At 57.1% G+C, this 16,799-nt stretch carries 17 protein-coding genes and 1 tRNA gene; 8 read left to right on the plus strand and 10 right to left on the minus strand.

The genetic code is table 11. From position 1 onward, the window contains the following. Positions 1-35 precede the first annotated feature (35 nt). The 4 genes from Q0802_RS02825 (at position 36) to Q0802_RS02840 (ending at position 5,410) form a co-directional block, all read left to right on the plus strand. Positions 36-1,049, plus strand: a complete 1,014-nt coding sequence (locus tag Q0802_RS02825; RefSeq protein ID WP_298913226.1) for a ligase-associated DNA damage response exonuclease — start codon at positions 36-38, stop codon at positions 1,047-1,049. Continuing rightward, positions 1,046-2,644, plus strand: a complete 1,599-nt coding sequence (locus Q0802_RS02830; RefSeq protein ID WP_298913229.1) for an ATP-dependent DNA ligase — start codon at positions 1,046-1,048, stop codon at positions 2,642-2,644. The genes Q0802_RS02825 and Q0802_RS02830 overlap by 4 nt, the downstream gene beginning before the upstream one ends. Next, on the plus strand, positions 2,637-3,512 hold the full coding sequence (locus Q0802_RS02835; RefSeq protein WP_298913232.1) for an amidohydrolase family protein: 876 nt from the start codon (positions 2,637-2,639) through the stop codon (positions 3,510-3,512). Before Q0802_RS02830 ends, Q0802_RS02835 begins: the two co-directional genes overlap by 8 nt. A 77-nt stretch (positions 3,513-3,589) precedes the next feature. Continuing rightward, positions 3,590-5,410, plus strand: coding sequence for a M3 family oligoendopeptidase (locus tag Q0802_RS02840; protein WP_298913235.1), 1,821 nt, complete (start codon positions 3,590-3,592; stop codon positions 5,408-5,410). A gap of 7 nt (positions 5,411-5,417) precedes the next feature. Here the strand turns inward: Q0802_RS02840 and Q0802_RS02845 are convergent, their stop codons facing one another. From Q0802_RS02845 to Q0802_RS02855, 3 genes are all read right to left on the minus strand, one after another. Continuing rightward, positions 5,418-6,392: a Gfo/Idh/MocA family oxidoreductase gene (locus Q0802_RS02845; RefSeq protein ID WP_298913238.1), complete on the minus strand. Its 975-nt coding sequence runs from the start codon at positions 6,390-6,392 to the stop codon at positions 5,418-5,420. Positions 6,393-6,484: 92 nt separating this feature from the next. Further along, positions 6,485-7,381 carry an RNA polymerase sigma factor RpoH gene (gene rpoH, locus Q0802_RS02850; RefSeq protein ID WP_298913241.1) on the minus strand — a complete coding sequence of 299 codons (897 nt, stop codon included), beginning with the start codon at positions 7,379-7,381 and terminating at the stop codon, positions 6,485-6,487. 181 nt (positions 7,382-7,562) lie between these two features. Continuing rightward, positions 7,563-8,591 carry an RluA family pseudouridine synthase gene (locus Q0802_RS02855; protein WP_298913244.1) on the minus strand — a complete coding sequence of 343 codons (1,029 nt, stop codon included), beginning with the start codon at positions 8,589-8,591 and terminating at the stop codon, positions 7,563-7,565. Between Q0802_RS02855 and Q0802_RS02860 the strand changes: the two genes are divergently transcribed. Then, positions 8,590-8,898: a DUF6476 family protein gene (locus Q0802_RS02860; RefSeq protein WP_298913247.1), complete on the plus strand. Its 309-nt coding sequence runs from the start codon at positions 8,590-8,592 to the stop codon at positions 8,896-8,898. The two genes, Q0802_RS02855 and Q0802_RS02860, sit on opposite strands and share 2 nt — an antisense overlap. A gap of 469 nt (positions 8,899-9,367) precedes the next feature. On the opposite strand, the gene Q0802_RS02865 is transcribed toward Q0802_RS02860, so the two are convergent. Then, a tRNA-His gene (locus Q0802_RS02865) sits at positions 9,368-9,444 on the minus strand. 43 nt (positions 9,445-9,487) lie between these two features. Next, positions 9,488-9,970, minus strand: a complete 483-nt coding sequence (locus Q0802_RS02870) for a GNAT family N-acetyltransferase (RefSeq protein ID WP_298913578.1) — start codon at positions 9,968-9,970, stop codon at positions 9,488-9,490. An 81-nt stretch (positions 9,971-10,051) separates the two neighbouring features. Between Q0802_RS02870 and Q0802_RS02875 the strand changes: the two genes are divergently transcribed. Next, the gene (locus Q0802_RS02875; protein WP_298913250.1) at positions 10,052-10,249 is read left to right on the plus strand and encodes a DUF6324 family protein; all 198 of its coding nucleotides are present in this window, start codon (positions 10,052-10,054) and stop codon (positions 10,247-10,249) included. On the opposite strand, the gene Q0802_RS02880 is transcribed toward Q0802_RS02875, so the two are convergent. The 5 genes from Q0802_RS02880 to Q0802_RS02900 all read right to left on the minus strand — a co-directional run bounded on the left by Q0802_RS02880 (position 10,246) and on the right by Q0802_RS02900 (position 14,104). Continuing rightward, positions 10,246-10,704 (minus strand): MmcB family DNA repair protein, encoded by a 459-nt coding sequence (locus Q0802_RS02880; RefSeq protein ID WP_298913253.1) that lies wholly within the window; start codon positions 10,702-10,704, stop codon positions 10,246-10,248. The two genes, Q0802_RS02875 and Q0802_RS02880, sit on opposite strands and share 4 nt — an antisense overlap. Positions 10,705-11,272: 568 nt before the next feature. Further along, entirely contained in the window at positions 11,273-11,755 is a 483-nt protein-coding gene (gene nusB / locus Q0802_RS02885) for a transcription antitermination factor NusB (protein ID WP_298913256.1), read from the minus strand. Beyond that, the gene (locus Q0802_RS02890) at positions 11,752-12,303 is read right to left on the minus strand and encodes a 6,7-dimethyl-8-ribityllumazine synthase (protein WP_298913259.1); all 552 of its coding nucleotides are present in this window, start codon (positions 12,301-12,303) and stop codon (positions 11,752-11,754) included. The genes nusB and Q0802_RS02890 overlap by 4 nt, the downstream gene beginning before the upstream one ends. Before the next feature lie 3 nt (positions 12,304-12,306). Beyond that, complete coding sequence (gene ribB, locus Q0802_RS02895) at positions 12,307-13,431, minus strand: 3,4-dihydroxy-2-butanone-4-phosphate synthase (RefSeq protein ID WP_298913262.1); 1,125 nt, start codon at positions 13,429-13,431, stop codon at positions 12,307-12,309. A gap of 73 nt (positions 13,432-13,504) precedes the next feature. After that, positions 13,505-14,104: a riboflavin synthase gene (locus Q0802_RS02900; RefSeq protein WP_298913264.1), complete on the minus strand. Its 600-nt coding sequence runs from the start codon at positions 14,102-14,104 to the stop codon at positions 13,505-13,507. Positions 14,105-14,283: 179 nt separating this feature from the next. Between Q0802_RS02900 and Q0802_RS02905 the strand changes: the two genes are divergently transcribed. Both Q0802_RS02905 and Q0802_RS02910 read left to right on the plus strand, forming a co-directional pair. After that, a complete protein-coding gene (locus tag Q0802_RS02905; RefSeq protein WP_298913266.1) occupies positions 14,284-15,549 on the plus strand; it encodes a capsule biosynthesis protein CapA in 1,266 nt (421 codons plus the stop codon). A 116-nt stretch (positions 15,550-15,665) separates the two neighbouring features. Further along, positions 15,666-16,799, plus strand: coding sequence for a polysaccharide biosynthesis/export family protein (locus tag Q0802_RS02910; RefSeq protein WP_298913267.1), 1,134 nt, complete (start codon positions 15,666-15,668; stop codon positions 16,797-16,799).

The raw sequence follows: 16,799 nt of genomic DNA on the forward strand, positions 1-16,799 counted from the left end.
TGGGCATTTTCCGACCGTCCGCTAGATTGCCTGTCATGAACAGCTCTCCGGCTCTGACATTCACGGAACGTGGTATTTACTGCGCTGCTGGTGATTTCCATATCGATCCCTGGCGGCCTGTCGCCCGGGCGCTGATCACCCACGGGCATGCCGATCACGCGCGCAGCGGACACGGTCATTACCTCGCTACGCACGCAGCTCTTCCGGTGATGCGGCACCGTTTGGGCGACATCGACGCGCAAGGCATTGCATTCGGCGAAACCATCCGCATCGGCGACGCATCAGTCTCCTTTCATCCCGCTGGACATGTTCCGGGCTCCGCACAAATTCGTGTGGAAGTCGGGCGTGAAGTTTGGGTGGCATCGGGCGATTACAAGACAGAGCCTGATGGGCTGTCCGAGCCGTTTGAGCCACTCAAGTGTCACCACTTCATTACCGAATCAACATTCGGGTTGCCGGTATTTCGCTGGCAAGCGCAGACCCACGTCGCCGCGCAGATCAATGCGTGGTGGGCAAAATGTGCGGCGGAAGGCAAGACCGCTTTCTTGGGCGCCTATGCCTTGGGCAAGGCCCAAAGACTGCTGAGCATGCTCGATCCGGAAATCGGGCCGATCCTGACCCACGGCGCGGTCGAAGCAACAAATGCGGTACTGCGCCAGCAAGGACTGCCATTGCCGGACACCCTGGGCGTCACGCCAGAGACTGATCACAAGGCGCAAAAAGGCGCGCTTGTGCTCGCCCCTCCATCTGCTCTGGGCAGCGCATGGGCGCGCAAATTCGGCCCCCAGGAGACCGCGTTTGTCAGCGGCTGGATGCAATTGCGCGGTGTTCGCAGACGACGCGCCGGGGACCGGGGGTTTGTAATCTCAGATCATGCGGACTGGAATGGGTTGCTTACAGCGATCAAGGAAACTGGGGCTGAAAACATATACGTAACTCATGGTTACACAGAGATATTCACGCGCTACCTTAATGAAAATGGATGGCATGCGCAGGTCGTTCCGACGGAGTTCGAAGGGGAAAGCCTCGATGCCGAGGGTTCCGAATGATCCGATTTGCTGCCCTCTTCAACACCATAGACCAAAGCACCAAGACCAACGCCAAGGTCGCGGCCTTGGCGGATTACTTTGACTCGGCACCCGATGAAGATCGGATGTGGACGATGGCGCTTTTTTCCGGACGGCGTCCAAAGCGGGCGGTAACGACAACAAAACTGCGTGAATGGGCCGCAGAAACAGCCGACATCCCCCTGTGGCTTTTTGAGGAGAGCTATCCGATTGTTGGTGATCTTGCCGAAACCATCGCGCTGGTTTTGCCGCTGAGCGAGACAACCAATGACGATAGTCTGACGCAATGGATTACCCGCCTTCGGGACGCCTCTCAAACAGACGATGCTGCCCGTAAGGCCTTTGTTCTGGTGGCTTGGGAGACCCTCGGCGGGACTGAAAGATTCGTGTTCAACAAGCTGATAACGGGTGGGTTTCGCATGGGTGTCAGCCAAAAGCTGATGACCCGCGCCCTGTCCAAAGCGACCGGCAAGGCGGAAGCAGAACTGGCCCACCGGCTGATGGGCAACTGGCACCCGGATCACACAAGCTGGCATGCCCTGATCGAAGCAGACGATGCGGCGGTGGACGCGTCGCGCCCCTATCCTTTCTATCTTGCCTATGCGCTCGAAGGCCCCCCCGACGCGCTTGGCGCCCCAGAGAACTGGCGTGCCGAATGGAAATGGGACGGCATTCGGGGTCAGCTTATCCTGCGGGATGGTCAGCATTTTGTCTGGTCACGTGGCGAAGAGTTGATGACGGATCGCTTTCCCGAACTCGCACGCTCCGTGGATTTCCTGCCGCCCGGCACAGTCCTCGATGGGGAATTGCTGGTCTGGCACCCTCACTCCGACAGCCCTGCAAGCTTCAACGCGCTTCAAAAGCGCATCGGCCGCAAGACTGTCCCCAAAAAGCTGCTCGCTGACGCGCCTGTGGTCCTGCACGCTTACGACCTGCTGGAGTGGCAAGGCGAAGACCTGCGTGATGCGCCATTTGCGGAGCGTCGCAAGATCCTTGAAGAGCTTTGCGCACCGCTCCCTGTGGCTGCACCTGTGCGCCTGTCACCGCAGCTTGAATTTACCAAATGGGACGAATTGGCCGACCTGCGCGATGTGGCCCGGGATGAAAATGCCGAAGGGATCATGCTCAAACGTTCGGACAGCCCCTATCTTGTAGGTCGCAAGAAGGGCGATTGGTGGAAATGGAAGCTGGCACCGCTGACCATTGATGCGGTGATGATCTATGCGCAAGCCGGTCATGGTAGACGCGCGAACCTCTTTACCGATTTCACCTTTGCAGTCTGGGATGGCAATGAACTCGTCCCCTTTGCAAAGGCCTATTCGGGGCTCACGGACGCGGAATTCCGTGAGATCACCAAATGGGTGCGCAAAAACACCTTGCAGCGGTTTGGTCCGGTGCGGCAGGTAACACCCCACCATGTGTTTGAGATTGCCTTTGAAGGCATTCAGGCCAGCCCGCGCCATAAGTCTGGTGTCGCCCTGCGGTTTCCGCGTATGTCGCGTTGGCGACAGGACAAACCGCTGCAGGAAGCGAATACGCTGGAGGACCTGAACGATATGCTGAGGATTTATGGATAAGCCCGACGCACAGATGCCACCCGCCCCCATTGCTCCTGTGCGACGGGCACCCAAGGGGGCCTGTGACGCCCATGTTCACCTGATCGCTGGCGCGCATGAGTTTCCATTGTGGGACGGACGGGTGGAGAACCCCGCCCCCGGCCCGGATTTTGAAGGATGGCTGGAGCGCTACCGAACGCACCTTGAAACGCTCGGGTTTTCCCGTGGCGTCATCGTGCATTCCATCCTCTATGGCACCGACAACAGCGTGACCGTCGAAGCCGTGCGTCGGATGGGCACCGGATTTCGCGGTGTGGGTCTGCTGCCGGATGGGGCGTCCGACGGGCAGATGGATCAATTCGTTGACTGGAACATGTGTGCCGTGCGCCTCAACTACGTGCATGGCGGGGTGTTGAGTTGGAAGGGCGCGCGCGCCATGGCACCGGCATTGGCCGAGCGGCGATTGCATATCCAGATGCTGTGTCACGCGGACCAGCATATGGAAGATCTGACTCAGGATGTCCGCACTTTGGGCACGGATGTTGTCTTTGACCACATCGGGTGGCCCAAGGATGCGCTGACGGCCTCCTCCGAAGGATTTCAGACGCTCTGCCGTCTGCTGGCGGACGGCAAGGCCTGGGTGAAGCTTTCCGCCATCTACCGCATGTGCGCGGCTCCATACCTGGACGCCGACCCACTCGTTAAAGCGCTGATTGACGCCAATCCGGAAAGATGCCTCTGGGGGTCGGACTGGCCACATCTGATGCTGGCGGATGCGAAGATGCCCCAGGCGGGTGCCTTGCTGAACGCGCTGGACCGCGTGGTATCTGATGCTGCGACGCGCCACCGCATTCTGGTGGACAATCCGGCAGAACTATTTGGCTTCTAGCACAGATTAGCGGGGGCACCCGCTTGTCCCCGAACCTGCTCCAGCCTACGTATAGCGAAACAGAAATGAGGTTTCAGATGATCCAGCTCCCCTTCCCGGTCCGTGACGCAAATGCAGCGGGTGCCGCCGCGCCGTTGGGCGATCTGCCAGAGTGGAACCTTGACGACCTTTACACAGGTGTCGATGCGGCAGAACTGAAACGTGATCTCGATTGGCTGGAGCAGGCTTGCGCCAGCTTTGCAAAGGATTTCGAAGGTAACCTTGCCCGATTGGACGCCGGCGGGTTTCTCGATTGTGTGCTGCGCAACGAAAAGATCAATCAGATCGCCGGGCGTATCATGTCATTCGCGGGCCTGCGCTATTACCAATTGACCACCGATGCGGATCGGGCCAAGTTCATGTCCGATCTGCAGGAGAAGATCACGAATTTCACCACGCCGCTGGTGTTCTTCACGCTGGAGATCAACCGCCTTGCGGATGATCACCTGGATGGTCTTTATGCGCAGAACGCCGACCTGGCACGCTACAAACCGGTCTTTGATCGCGTGCGTGCGATGAAGCCCTACCAGTTGAGTGACGAGTTGGAGAAATTCCTGCACGATCTGGGGGTCGTCGGTGATGCCTGGGAGCGCCTTTTTGACGAGACCATTGCCGGGCTCGAATTCGAGGTGGATGGCGAGACCCTGAACATCGAAGGAACACTCAACCTTCTGACCGACCCTGAACGCTCAAAACGGGAGGCCGCCGCGCGCGAGCTGGCAGAAGTCTTTTCCAGCAATATCAAAACCTTTGCCCGTGTGCACAACACTCAGGCCAAGGAAAAAGAGATCATTGATCGCTGGCGCGGCATGGAAACGGCGCAGCTTGGCCGTCATCTCAGCAATCAGGTCGAACCCGAAGTCGTCGAAGCGCTGCGCAATGCAGTTGTCGCCGCCTACCCCAAGCTGAGCCACCGTTATTATGAGCTGAAGCGCAAATGGCTTGGTCTGGACAAGATGCAGGTCTGGGACCGGAATGCCCCGCTGCCGCTGGAAGACAATCGCATCGTCGATTGGGCGCAGGCGGAAAAGATGGTCATGGACGCCTACAACGCCTTTGACCCGCGCATGGGTCAGATCGCCGAGCCGTTTTTCCGCAAGGGTTGGATAGATGCGGCAGTCAAACCGGGTAAGGCACCGGGCGCATTTGCGCATCCGACCGTGACCAACGTGCACCCTTACGTGATGCTGAACTACCTCGGAAAACCTCGTGATGTCATGACACTGGCGCATGAGCTTGGTCACGGGGTGCATCAGGTTCTCGCCGCCGAACAGGGCGAGATGCTCTCCTCCACGCCGCTCACCCTTGCCGAAACAGCCAGCGTCTTTGGCGAGATGCTGACCTTCCGCCAGATGCTGGACGGGGCGAAGGACGACGCACAGCGCAAGGTGCTGCTGGCTGGCAAAGTCGAGGACATGATCAATACGGTTGTGCGACAGATCGCGTTTTACGATTTCGAATGCAAATTACACGCGGCCCGTCGGGGCGGCGAACTGACACCAGATGACATCAACGCGCTATGGATGTCGGTGCAGGCCGAAAGCCTGGGGCCTGCATTTGAGTTCATGGACGGCTATGAGACCTTCTGGAGCTACGTGCCGCATTTTGTACATTCACCCTTCTACGTCTATGCCTACGCATTTGGCGACGGGTTGGTGAACGCCCTCTACGCGGTCTACGCCGAAGGCGACGCCGGATTTGAGGACAAGTATTTCGAGATGCTCAAAGCCGGGGGCTCCAAACACCACAAGGAACTGCTGGCGCCCTTTGGTCTGGATGCCTCCGACCCCGCATTCTGGGACAAGGGCCTGTCAATGATTTCAGGCTTCATTGATGAGCTGGAAGCCATGGAGGGGTAGAGCCGGTTCAGTCCGGCCTGCCACCCGCTTCGAACACCATATCCATCATCGCCTGCGTGCCCCGGCTGAACTCCAGCGGGCACGCATAGGGGGAGCCGTCGCGCACTGATGCCCCGAAGGCTTCAACCTGAAGCACGTAGTGATTCACCCCCGGGAAGCGTTCGACACGCCGTGTGTGTCCCGCGGTTTCAATGCTGATTTCAGCCTGGTCATGAACTGCCGCGTTAAACGGGCAGGTCAGGCGCAATACCCCTTTGTCGCCATGAAAAACCACCTCCTGCCGGTTAAACAAGCGCATGGAAACCATTGCCGAATAGGTGAAATCCGGGAATTTTGCTGCCACCTGAGCGAAAACATCGACACCGTTTTCATAGTCGATATGGGCAAATGGCACCGATATCGGCTCCTGCCCCGTGACAAAGCGCACCGAGCCAAAGGTGTAGACGCCAATATCCGGCAATCCCCCACCACCAGCGGCAGATTGGTTGCGAATATTGCCCTGATCCGTATTGAAATAGGAAAAGACCGCATCAACATGGCGTAGCTCCCCGATCGTGCCCGCTTCGATCAGAGCCTTGGCACGGATGAATTGCGGATGGTGCACGATCATGAACGCCTCGGCCGCCAGCAAGCCAGTGCTGTCACGAGCCGCGATCAGCCGGTCAAACTCATCCGCCTGCAAGGTCATTGGCTTTTCACACAGAACGTGTTTTCCCGCTTCAAGCGCTTTCAGGGTCCATTCAACGTGCAGGTGATTGGGCAACGGAATGTAAACCGCATCGATAGATGGATCAGCCAAAAGGCCCTCATAGCTGTCATGTACCAGCAGGTCAGGCGCAAAGGCCTGAAACCGGGGCGCTTTTTCAGGGTTGGAAGTTGCAAGTGCCGCCAATTGCGCGTCTCTTGCGGCGTTGATTGCCGGCCCCATGTAGGTAGTCGCAAAATTGGATGCCCCCAGAATACCCCAACGCAATACCGCCATCGTCAAACCCTCCGATTTTTCGGAGAGGTTAGCGCAAACAAATGCGTTCGAACAGCACAGATGGTCAAAATAAAAAGTCCCCACGTGGCGGATCAGGCGGTTGCCAGCATGCCTTTTTCCTTGGCCAGATCGCGCATCTTCTTTTGCAACTTCTCGAAGGCGCGCACCTCAATCTGGCGGATGCGCTCCCGGCTCACATCGTATTCAGCGCTCAGGTCTTCGAGCGTGATCGTTTTGTCTGATAAACGGCGTTGCGTCAGAATGTCCTTCTCGCGATCATTCAACACGCTCATTGCTTCGCCAAGCAGTTCCCGACGCGCTTCGAGCTCATTTCGCGCCTCATAATCACCGGCCTGATCTGCCTCTTCGTCTTCCAGCCAATCCTGCCACTGCATCGCCCCTTCGCCTTCCGAGCCGACAGTGGCGTTCAAAGACGCATCACCACCTGACATCCGGCGATTCATCGAAATGACCTCATCTTCGGTCACCCCAAGATCGGTTGCGATTCTTGACACGTTTTCGGGGCGCAGATCACCTTCTTCCAAGGCGCCAATACGATTTTTGGCTTTGCGCAGGTTGAAGAACAGTTTTTTCTGACCGGACGTCGTCCCCAGTTTCACGAGGCTCCAGCTGCGCAGGATGTATTCTTGAATGGACGCGCGGATCCACCACATCGCATAGGTCGCAAGTCGGAACCCTTTTTCGGGGTCAAATCGCTTGACGGCCTGCATCAGGCCAACGTTGGCTTCTGAAATAACTTCCGCCTGCGGCAGGCCGTAGCCACGATATCCCATGGCTATCTTGGCGGCCAAGCGAAGGTGCGAAGTCACCATGCGGTGCGCGGCGGCTGTGTCTTCTTTTTCAACCCAGGCCTTTGCCAGCATGTACTCCTCTTCCGGTTCCAACAGCGGAAACTTCCGGATTTCCTGCATGTAGCGGTTCAGCCCGCCTTCCGGTGTAGGGGCCGGTAGATTTGCATAATTTGCCATGAGCGCCTCCCAATGTTTAAGGGCTTAACATCAATATGGGGTCTAAACCGATCAGTTCAAGTCTGACCCACCAAAATTGTTAACGGATCATCTACAATCTTTGGATTAACGAAATACTGACATGAAGCGCACCTGTTAACATCTCACATGTCAGTGCGTTCACGCAGGCTTGCGATTTGTGTCAGCCATGGCGCAGCAATCCCAGTAACTCGGCCATATCTTGCGGCAACGGCGCTTCAAATCGCAATTTCTGGCCGGTCACAGGGTGATCGTAGCCCAAAACTGCCGCATGAAGGGCTTGTCGCGGAAATTTTGTTACTGCCTCGGAGGACGCCTCTGATAATGCCGCCCGCGCGAGCTTGCGTTTGCCGCCATATACGGGATCACCGACAAGCCCGTGACCGGCATGGGCCAGATGAACCCTGATTTGATGGGTGCGCCCGGTTTCCAGCCAGCATTCCGTAAGTGCGATCACCGCAGGCGATCCGAAACGCTCGGTAGTCCGGGCCCTTGTGATCGCATGCCGCCCCCCCTGGAACAGCACGGCCTGTCGCTGCCTGTCGGATTTATGACGCGCCAGTTGCGTGGTAATCTTCAGAATATTGCCGGGCTCAAAATTGGCCCCCTTCACACCGCGCAGCCGCGGATCGTTAGCGTCAGGGACACCATAAACCAGCGCTTGATAGTATCGCTCGACGGTATGCGCTTCGAATTGAGCAGCCAGCCCGTGATGGGCGGCATCCGACTTGGCCACAACCAGCAGGCCCGAGGTTTCCTTGTCAATCCGGTGCACGATTCCCGGTCGTTTCATCCCCCCAACGCCCGACAGGCTTTCGCCACAGTGGGCCAGCAATGCATTCACCAACGTACCAGAAGGCGAGCCCGGCGCAGGGTGCACGACCATGCCCGCGGGCTTGTTCACAACAATGAGATCATTGTCTTCGAACACGATGTCGAGCGCGATGTCTTCAGGCCGGATATGGCTTTCCTGCGCTTCTTCTATCTCGATTTCAACCTTCGCCCCTTCAGCAACCCGCGCTTTGGGATCTTTGACAACCCAGCCATCGACGGCAACCGCACCCTCGGTGATCAATCGGGCGATGCGCGTGCGCGACAATGCAGCCTCCACTGGCACATCCCGTGCAAGCGCCTTATCAAGGCGCTGCGGCGGTGTTTCGTCGATCAGAAAGCGGATTTGGCGGAGTGGCATGGAAAATCCCGATGTAAGGCCAGAGGACGAAAGCGCGGAACCCGCAAACCTGCGGTTTTTGAGGCGGTTAGTCACGGTGCTGACAGCGACCATGATCGGCGGTCTTCTATTGATCATCGTGTTGATTGTCACCCGCTTCAATGATCGATCGCCCCAATTGCCGACCGAGATCACGTTACCCGGCGGCGCAGAGGCCATTTCTTTCACCCAAGGACCCGATTGGTTCGCCGTCGTCACCGATGCCAACGAAATCCTGATCTTTGATCGCGTAACCGGGCAACTGCGTCAGCGCATTTTGATAAAGTAGCGATTCTTGAAGCCAGGTTTTTCTGACAGGATCAGAGCTAACAGATCGTCGGCTGCAAAGCTGCTCGCCACCATATGGTAGCGCAGGCATATGTCGATCCGGCTGGCGGGTACCAGAAACGTCCAGGAAACTGGCGGTTTCAGCAAACCCCTTGGCAAGCTGAGGTTCCGTCAGGTTTCGCAAATTGCCATGTCGTATGTCCACGAAGCGCATCGCTTGGAAATGACACCTTGAAAACATACTCATCACTGAATTTCAGTAAAAACGCTACGCAATTGAGGATGTTTGTCGAACCTCTGCCCGCAGGTAGGCTCTGAATTTGGCCACTTCTGGAGCCGAGACCAGCAGCTAATTGATTTTAAATGGAATTTAGGGGCCCCTAATAAGAAGTCAAAAGATAAACGCGATCAATAGAGACTCGGGAATATTTCACCGGGTTCTCTAAGATACTAATTTTGTTGGGAATTTGTGGTACCACCTCCCCGGCTCGAACGGGGGACCTCCTGATCCACAATCAGGCGCTCTAACCTACTGAGCTAAGGCGGCACTGAGGTCGATTTATCGCCCTGCTCATAAGATTGCAAGAGGATTAGAACCGATAGATCCAGCTCTGTTCGACCAGATCCTGACCAAAAGAATGCACTGGTTTGCTGCTTATTATGTGCCATCCGGTCGATTTATAAAGCGCACAAGCGGCCGCGTGGCTTTCATGGGTCCATAGCTGCATGTTCGAAAATCCGCGATCCTTGGCAAATCCCAAGCAGGTACTCAGCAGGCGTTTTCCAAGTCCCTTGCCACGTGCTTCCGGCACCAGCAGGAAGAGTCTGAGCTTTGCTGTTGTCTCCGACAACCTGACGCAGAATATCGACCCCAGTCGCTGCCCGTTGTTTTCGGCCATCCAGCCGGCCTCGCACTGCGGATCATGGCCGACGAGAAAGGCATCGATGATTTCGCCGACCAATACACCGAAGCTGTCATCAAACCCTTCGGCCTGAGCGTATTGGCAGCCATGCTGTGCGACCAGCCAATCACGGTCTTCAGCGCGGAATTTACGTATTTCGACAGCATCCATGGCCGCAGCAAAGCGCATGCCAGCTTGTGTTTCAAGCCTCCTCGCGTTAGCGATACTGCCACTCTATCTAGGAGATCAAATATGGGCATCGACACCGAACGCGAAATTGAGGCTAACTTGCAGATCGGGCCGACCGATACGGGCATGGTTCGCATTTATGTCGAGGCGGATGATGTTGAAATTCCTATGGATTTTGCGCCCGACGACGCAGACGAAATCGCTGAAGAGATCACCGCCGCCGCCAATCGGGCGCGCGGCATGAAACCCCGCCGTCGCTAGCCCCAATCGGTGGCTGCATCCGGGTCACGCATTGCGTGTAGGCGACGCGCTGCAGTTATCGCGAATTTCTGTATCATAACCTTGCGTCTGGCAGCGGCAAGTTTGTCCTCCGGACCCATACGAATAATCTCTGCACCATAAGCATCGCCAATGATCAATCCGGTATCTTCGGGCAACAACTCAGTGGGAAACGCCTCATCCACCGCCCAGAAAAACCGGTCACACCACGCCAGGTAGCCCTGCCATTTGTGATCAGACTGATAGTCTGCCCGACTGGATTTACATTCGACAATCCAGATTTCGTTCTTTGGCCCCACCCCCATCAGATCGACGCGCAGCCCACGTGACGGAACAAGTTCCTCAACACTTACAAAGCCATAGCTATTTAACAAACGCGCTGCTCCGCGCGCCAAAAGTTGCCCCGGCTGGAAAGATTGCAAGTCATCGTGCGCCATGGCTTAAATATGAACATATAGTGAACATCAGGCAAGTTATTTTATGGCCGTGTCACGCTTTGCCCCTTGTGGTGCGCCGATCCTCAACTTAAGTCCTTTGGGTGATGGGTGCTGCTCTTCGCGTGACTGGTTACATTCCAGTGGCCTTAAGCAAATCCGAGGGAGCTGGCTCTGTCCTGGCCCTGGCCTGGTTACCTGGCGCCCACCTGTATATACAGGTCCTCGGGAATAAATACCAAGACGGCTGTAGCGGGCCCATCACATTGAACCCGTACAAATCCTTGGTATTTCAAAATATTAAGTAAATAAGCTAAGGTTACTTGCGGCGCTCGGTCAGCTTGCGCTTGCGCGTTGCGCGCACGGGGATCAGCTGCGGCTGCGAGCCAGCGCCCGGAAAGACAGTGCGAATGATGCGTTCGATCAGGTCAAGCATTGCTTTTCTCCTCTGCCTTAAAGATGGCACTTAAATCGGTAGAGTCCAGAGGAAGCCAAAGAAAAATGAGCACAATTTCGTGTGGATTTGCGAATTCCGGCGCTTTAAGCGAGATGACGTTGCGGCAGCCGTGCTTCAGAATGCCTCGGGCTGCGCTTCTCTGGCCATGTGATCGAGCACCGCGTTTACGAACTGCGGTTCCTTACCGTCCGGAAAAAACGCCCGGGCCACATCCACATATTCAGTGATGACCACTTTAGGTGGGGTCTGCTTGCCATTGAGCTCCGCGCCCGCCGCTCTGAAAAGGGCGCGCAATGTTGGGTCGATCCGCCCCAAGGGCCATTTTGCAACCAGAGCGCGGTCTGTTGATTGGTCAATCGGCGCCTGATAGTTCACCGCCCCTTCCAACACAGCGTCGAACAGCTCGACATCTCCATCAAGCATCTCTTCACCTTCAAATACCTCACCAAATCGGTGGTTGAGGAACTCAACGCGAACGGTCTCAACAGTCTGCGACGAGTGTTCCATCTGGAACAAGGCCTGCACCGCATATAGCCGCGCGGCGGACTTCATTTTGCGGCGCTGATTGCCGGACAGGTTGCCGTGAAGCGATGTCATGCGGTTGGTGATCCGTCATTTGAACCGGCGATCTGGAAACTCTGGCCAGCTGGCTTGAACCCGATGCCTTTGGATTGGGACGCCCACTTACGGGCCATTGCGATCAGATGCAAGGCCGCAGCGGCAGCCCCGCCGCCTTTGTTCTGCCCTTTGACCTCCGCCCGCGCTTCGGCCTGCGCGCGGTTCTCCACGGTCAGAATGCCGTTGCCGATGCAAAGCCCCTGCAACCCTAGCAGTTGCAAAGCACGCGAACTGTCGTTGCAGACCGTTTCGTAATGCGTTGTCTCTCCCCGGATGACACAGCCCAAGGCAACGTAGCCATCAAAATTGCTGCGCCGGTCGGCGATCCCGATGGCAGTGGGCACCTCAAGCGCACCGGGCATTTCGGCCAGTTCCCATGTGCCACCCGCTGCCTCGATTTCGGCCTTTGCACCCGCCACAAGACTGTCCGCGATGTTCTTGTAGTAAGGGGCCACCACGATCAGAATTTTGACCGGCTTGTCAAACGCGGGCCGTGGCAGGACGTAATGCTGTTCATTGGCAGCCATGATCTATTCCTTGGTGATGGGGCGCGTGCCCACGATGGACAGGTTGTAGGCATCAAGCCCAAGGTATTTGGTTTGCGGACTGTCGGTCAGCAAGATGAGGTCCCTCAGTCCCAGCGAAGACATGATCTGCGCGCCCACCCCGGTACGTTTGATGGTGCGTGGGCCATCATCCTCATCCCCGTCAAGGCGCAGTTTCGGATGTGGTTCACGAAAGAGCAGCACAGCGCCGCGCCCTTCTTCGGCGATGATCTCCATGGCCCGTGGCAATTCATCGGCAGGGCTCGGCCCAAGCCCCAGAATATCCTCAAGCGCGTTAAGCGCATGGGTCCGCACCAGCACCGGCTCATCGGTGCTGATATCGCCTTTGGACAGCATTACGTGATCTGTCCCGGTGATCTCATCTGCAAACACCCGCATGTGCCATTCGCCGCCATAGGCCGAAACAACCATCCGTTCATCGCGCAGACGCAGCAGGTTGTCATGCTTGTGCCGATAAGCGATCAGATCGCTGATCGTGCCGATCTTCATCCCGTGTTCTTTTGCAAATTCGATCAGTTCTGGCAATCGCGCCATTTGGCCGTCGGGCCGCATGATCTCGCAGATCACGCTGGAAGGATGCAGGCCGGCCAACCGGCTGATGTCGACGGCGGCCTCGGTGTGACCGGCACGCACCAGCACGCCGCCCTGCCGGGCGCGCAATGGGAACATATGCCCCGGCGTTGCAATATCCGCAGGTCCCTTGGTCTCATCAATGGCGGCGGCTACGGTCAATGCGCGATCTGCCGCAGAAATCCCTGTCTCAACACCTTCACGCGCTTCGATCGAGACAGTGAAAGCTGTTTCATGGCGTGATGAATTGTTCACCGCCATCATCGGCAGGCCCAGAGTTTCGATCCTCTCGGCGGTCAGCGGCAGGCAGATCAAACCACGTCCGTGCACCGCCATGAAATTGATTGCCTCGGCATCGGCAAATTGCGCCGGAATGATCAGATCGCCTTCATTCTCGCGATCTTCGTGATCCACCAGAATGAACATGCGGCCTTGCCGGGCCGCTTCGATAATCTCGTCAATCTCCGCGATACTGGAGCGCAAATCGGTCTCAACGGGACCGGGCGTTTCAAAACTCATGGCGCGCTTGCCTTTCCTTCAGACTTGCAGGCTCTTAGCCCAGCTTCCGCATCTTGACCAGACGCAGACACCCTCATGAACTGGGCATTTCCGCCAATCGCGCGACGTAACGGGCCAGGGTGTCAATTTCCAGATTCACCAGATCCCCGACAGCGACATCCCCCCAGGTCGTGGCAATTTTGGTGTGCGGTATGAAATTGATACCGAAATCGCAGCCCGAAACTTCATTGACGGTCAATGACGTGCCATTCAGCGCCACGGATCCCTTGGGCGCAATGAACCGCGCCAGATCATGCGGTGCACGCAATGTCACGCGGGTGCTGTCCCCTTCCTCTGTGACAGCGATCACCTCTGCCACCCCGTCTACATGGCCGGAAACAATATGACCGCCCAGCTCGTCACCAACCTTGAGCGCGCGTTCAAGATTGATCCGCTTGCCAACCCCCCAGTTGTTGCGCCCGATGTTGGTTTTTTCCACGGTTTCGGCGCTGATCTGTACTTCGTACCAATCCGGCCCCAAATCCACGACTGTCAGGCACACGCCATCCGATGCAATCGACGCGCCCATATCGATGCTTTGCGTGTCATAGGCTGTCTGGATACGCGCACGCAGATCGCCCTCCTGTTCAAGCGAGATGATCGTACCAATGTCGGTAATGATGCCCGTAAACATGCGCTGCCCTTCCCAGTGACCTTGCCTCTGAGGTAACGGGGCCGAATTGCCCTGACAAGACCCCGAGCTTGCGACAACGCGCATATCCTGCAATAATTGTGAAGGGTTCTTTGTGGAAGTGGCGCATGTAATTGTTCGAGGCTCACCATTTGACCCTTCACTCTCTCTCAGCTTCTCGCGTGTTCTTGTTCCTTCAAGGCCCTCATGGACCGTTCTTCCATCAACTGGGAAAACAGCTGCGCTATGCGGGCAACACGGTCTGGCGCATCGGCTTCAACGCAGGGGATCGCGCCTTCTGGCCGGACCGGCAATCCTACATTCCCTTTCGGGCGGCTCAGGGCAAATGGGGTGATTTCCTGGGTGAAACGCTTGTTAAAAAAGGCGTTACGGACATTGTTCTATACGGCGATACCCGGTGGATTCACGCGAAGGCCGTCGCGGTGGCAAAATCAAGAAACATTCGCATTCATGTCTTTGAGGAAGGATATTTGCGCCCCTATTGGGTCAGTTATGAAAGAAACGGGTCTAACGGCCATTCGCGCCTCATGGATATGCCTCTCGACGCAATGCGCGATGCACGTGCCCAGGCCGATCCTGATCCTCCGATTCCGCCAAGCCACTGGGGTGATCTGCGTCAGCATGTCTTTTATGGTGCCGTCTATCATTGGTTCGTCATGTTTTGGAACCGCGGATACAGACAGTTCCTGCCGCATCGTTCCCTGAACGTAAGTCAGGAGTTCTGGCTCTATGTCAGACGACTGCTGCTGATGCCGTTTCAGGCGTTGGAGCGCCGATTGGCGACCCGGCGGTTGCGGCGCGGCGGTTTTCCTTACCATGTCGCCCTCTTGCAGTTGGAGCACGACAGTTCGTTCCAGATACATGCGCCATTTGCCACTCAGTCGGAATTCCTGGAGCTGGTAATTTCTCAATTTGCCGCAGGAGCTCCCCCGCACCATCATCTGGTGTTCAAAGCCCACCCGCTGGAAGACGGACGCAGTCCTTTGCGCCGGGACATTCGCCGTTTTGCCCGCCGTCATGGCCTTGCCGGGCGGGTCCATTATCTGCGCGGCGGGAAACTTGCAGCACTGCTTGCCGAGGCGCGCAGCGCTGTCACCGTCAATTCAACATCCGGTCAGCAGGCGCTCTGGCGCGGTGTGCCCCTGAAAACATTTGGCGACACCATTTACGGCAAACCAGAACTTGTCTCCAGCCAGCCATTGGCGGAGTTTTTTGCCAAACCCTCGCGCGCAGATGTGCAGGATTACCGCGATTTTCGCCAGTTCCTTTTGGAAACGAGCCAGTTGCCCGGCAGCTTCTATGCCAGTCGCGGACGCCGTCAATTGCTGCGCCAGGTGGTGGATATGATGCTTTCTGACCGCGACCCCTACGAAATCCCGCGCCGCAAAACCGCGGCCATCGGGCAACAGTTTCGTGTCGTGAAATGACCCAGGCGCGTTCGGATAGTAGATTTTCCAAAGAATTGGCGATAGATTAACGTCAATTGCGCCACGAAAAGATGGCGAACTGAGGCAGATTTCGAATAGGTCGAGGAGACCGAGCAGTGACACCTTCCGGCTTTCGATGGGCGCGTCCCATCGCTTTTGTGGCGGCTTTGGCCGTTCTGGCATCATGTGGATTGCCCCATGTCGGCCCCAACAAGCGTCAGATTTACGCAGGCTCCGTTCAGAAAGAGGGTGACGCATTTGTCGTCACGGTAAATGATCGCGTAACCCGCGCCATCGCCGTTGTACCGGCTCTGGGCTTTTCGGAAAGCTTCAAGAACTCCGCCAAGATTGGATCTGACACCATCCAACCCGGTGATGTTCTGGGGCTGACCATCTGGGAAAACGTGGACGACGGCTTGCTGGCAGGCGAAGCGAGCAATGCAACCCTTCTCGAAAGTGTCCAGGTCGACGGCGACGGGTTCATTTTTGTCCCCTATGCGGGTCGCATCCGGGCTGCTGGCAATTCTCCGGAAGCTATTCGCCGCATCATCACATCCAAGCTCGAAGAACAGACCCCCGACCCACAGGTCGAAGTGCGCAGACAGGCCGGGGACGGCTCGACTGTCTCCCTGGTCGGGTCCGTTGGCGGTCAGGGCGTTTACGCGATCGAGCGCCCGACGCGGACACTTTCCACGATGCTGGCGCGCGCGGGCGGGGTCACCATCGAACCTGAGGTCGCGCAGATCACCGTTATTCGCGGCACGCAACGCAGCCGCATATGGTTCCAGGATCTGTACAATCACCCGGAACTGGACATCGCCCTGCGTGGTGGCGACCGAATTCTGGTCGAAGAGGACACCCGCTCCTTCACCTCCCTCGGTGCTACCGGAGCACAAGCGCGTGTCCCCTTCCGTTCCCAAAACCTTTCCGCTCTTGAAGCCATCGCACAGGTAGGTGGGCTGGTATCAGCCACCTCCGATGCAACGGGTGTATTTGTGTTCAGAAACGAACCACCCGAAGTTGCTGCCCAGGTTCTGGGACGCGATGATCTGATCGGAGCCCAGCGTATGATCTACCTGCTGGACCTGACTGAACCGAACGGCATGTTCGTGGCGCGCGACTTTGTGATCCGCGATGGCGACACGCTCTATGTCACCGAGGCACCGCTGGCACAGTGGAACAAAGCTGTCTCAGCCGTCTTTGGCTCCCTCGTTGCGCCAGCTGCATCAATCGACCAACTGGCGAACTGA

This window comes from uncultured Roseobacter sp. (assembly GCF_947495275.1).
GTDB lineage: Bacteria > Pseudomonadota > Alphaproteobacteria > Rhodobacterales > Rhodobacteraceae > Roseobacter.

Bases quoted from the DNA above. Each gene is read 5' to 3' on its own strand.
- Q0802_RS02835 (WP_298913232.1), top strand. From the start codon at position 2,637: ATGGATAAGCCCGACGCACAGATGCCACCCGCCCCCATTGCTCCTGTG.
- Q0802_RS02830 (WP_298913229.1), top strand. From the start codon at position 1,046: ATGATCCGATTTGCTGCCCTCTTCAACACCATAGACCAAAGCACCAAG.
- Q0802_RS02880 (WP_298913253.1), bottom strand. From the start codon at position 10,704: ATGGCGCACGATGACTTGCAATCTTTCCAGCCGGGGCAACTTTTGGCG.
- Q0802_RS02875 (WP_298913250.1), top strand. From the start codon at position 10,052: ATGGGCATCGACACCGAACGCGAAATTGAGGCTAACTTGCAGATCGGG.
- Q0802_RS02870 (WP_298913578.1), bottom strand. From the start codon at position 9,970: ATGGATGCTGTCGAAATACGTAAATTCCGCGCTGAAGACCGTGATTGG.
- Q0802_RS02855 (WP_298913244.1), bottom strand. From the start codon at position 8,591: ATGCCACTCCGCCAAATCCGCTTTCTGATCGACGAAACACCGCCGCAG.
- Q0802_RS02840 (WP_298913235.1), top strand. From the start codon at position 3,590: ATGATCCAGCTCCCCTTCCCGGTCCGTGACGCAAATGCAGCGGGTGCC.
- Q0802_RS02890 (WP_298913259.1), bottom strand. From the start codon at position 12,303: ATGGCTGCCAATGAACAGCATTACGTCCTGCCACGGCCCGCGTTTGAC.
- Q0802_RS02825 (WP_298913226.1), top strand. From the start codon at position 36: ATGAACAGCTCTCCGGCTCTGACATTCACGGAACGTGGTATTTACTGC.
- Q0802_RS02845 (WP_298913238.1), bottom strand. From the start codon at position 6,392: ATGGCGGTATTGCGTTGGGGTATTCTGGGGGCATCCAATTTTGCGACT.
- Q0802_RS02860 (WP_298913247.1), top strand. From the start codon at position 8,590: ATGGAAAATCCCGATGTAAGGCCAGAGGACGAAAGCGCGGAACCCGCA.
- nusB (WP_298913256.1), bottom strand. From the start codon at position 11,755: ATGACATCGCTTCACGGCAACCTGTCCGGCAATCAGCGCCGCAAAATG.
- rpoH (WP_298913241.1), bottom strand. From the start codon at position 7,381: ATGGCAAATTATGCAAATCTACCGGCCCCTACACCGGAAGGCGGGCTG.
- Q0802_RS02900 (WP_298913264.1), bottom strand. From the start codon at position 14,104: ATGTTTACGGGCATCATTACCGACATTGGTACGATCATCTCGCTTGAA.
- ribB (WP_298913262.1), bottom strand. From the start codon at position 13,431: ATGAGTTTTGAAACGCCCGGTCCCGTTGAGACCGATTTGCGCTCCAGT.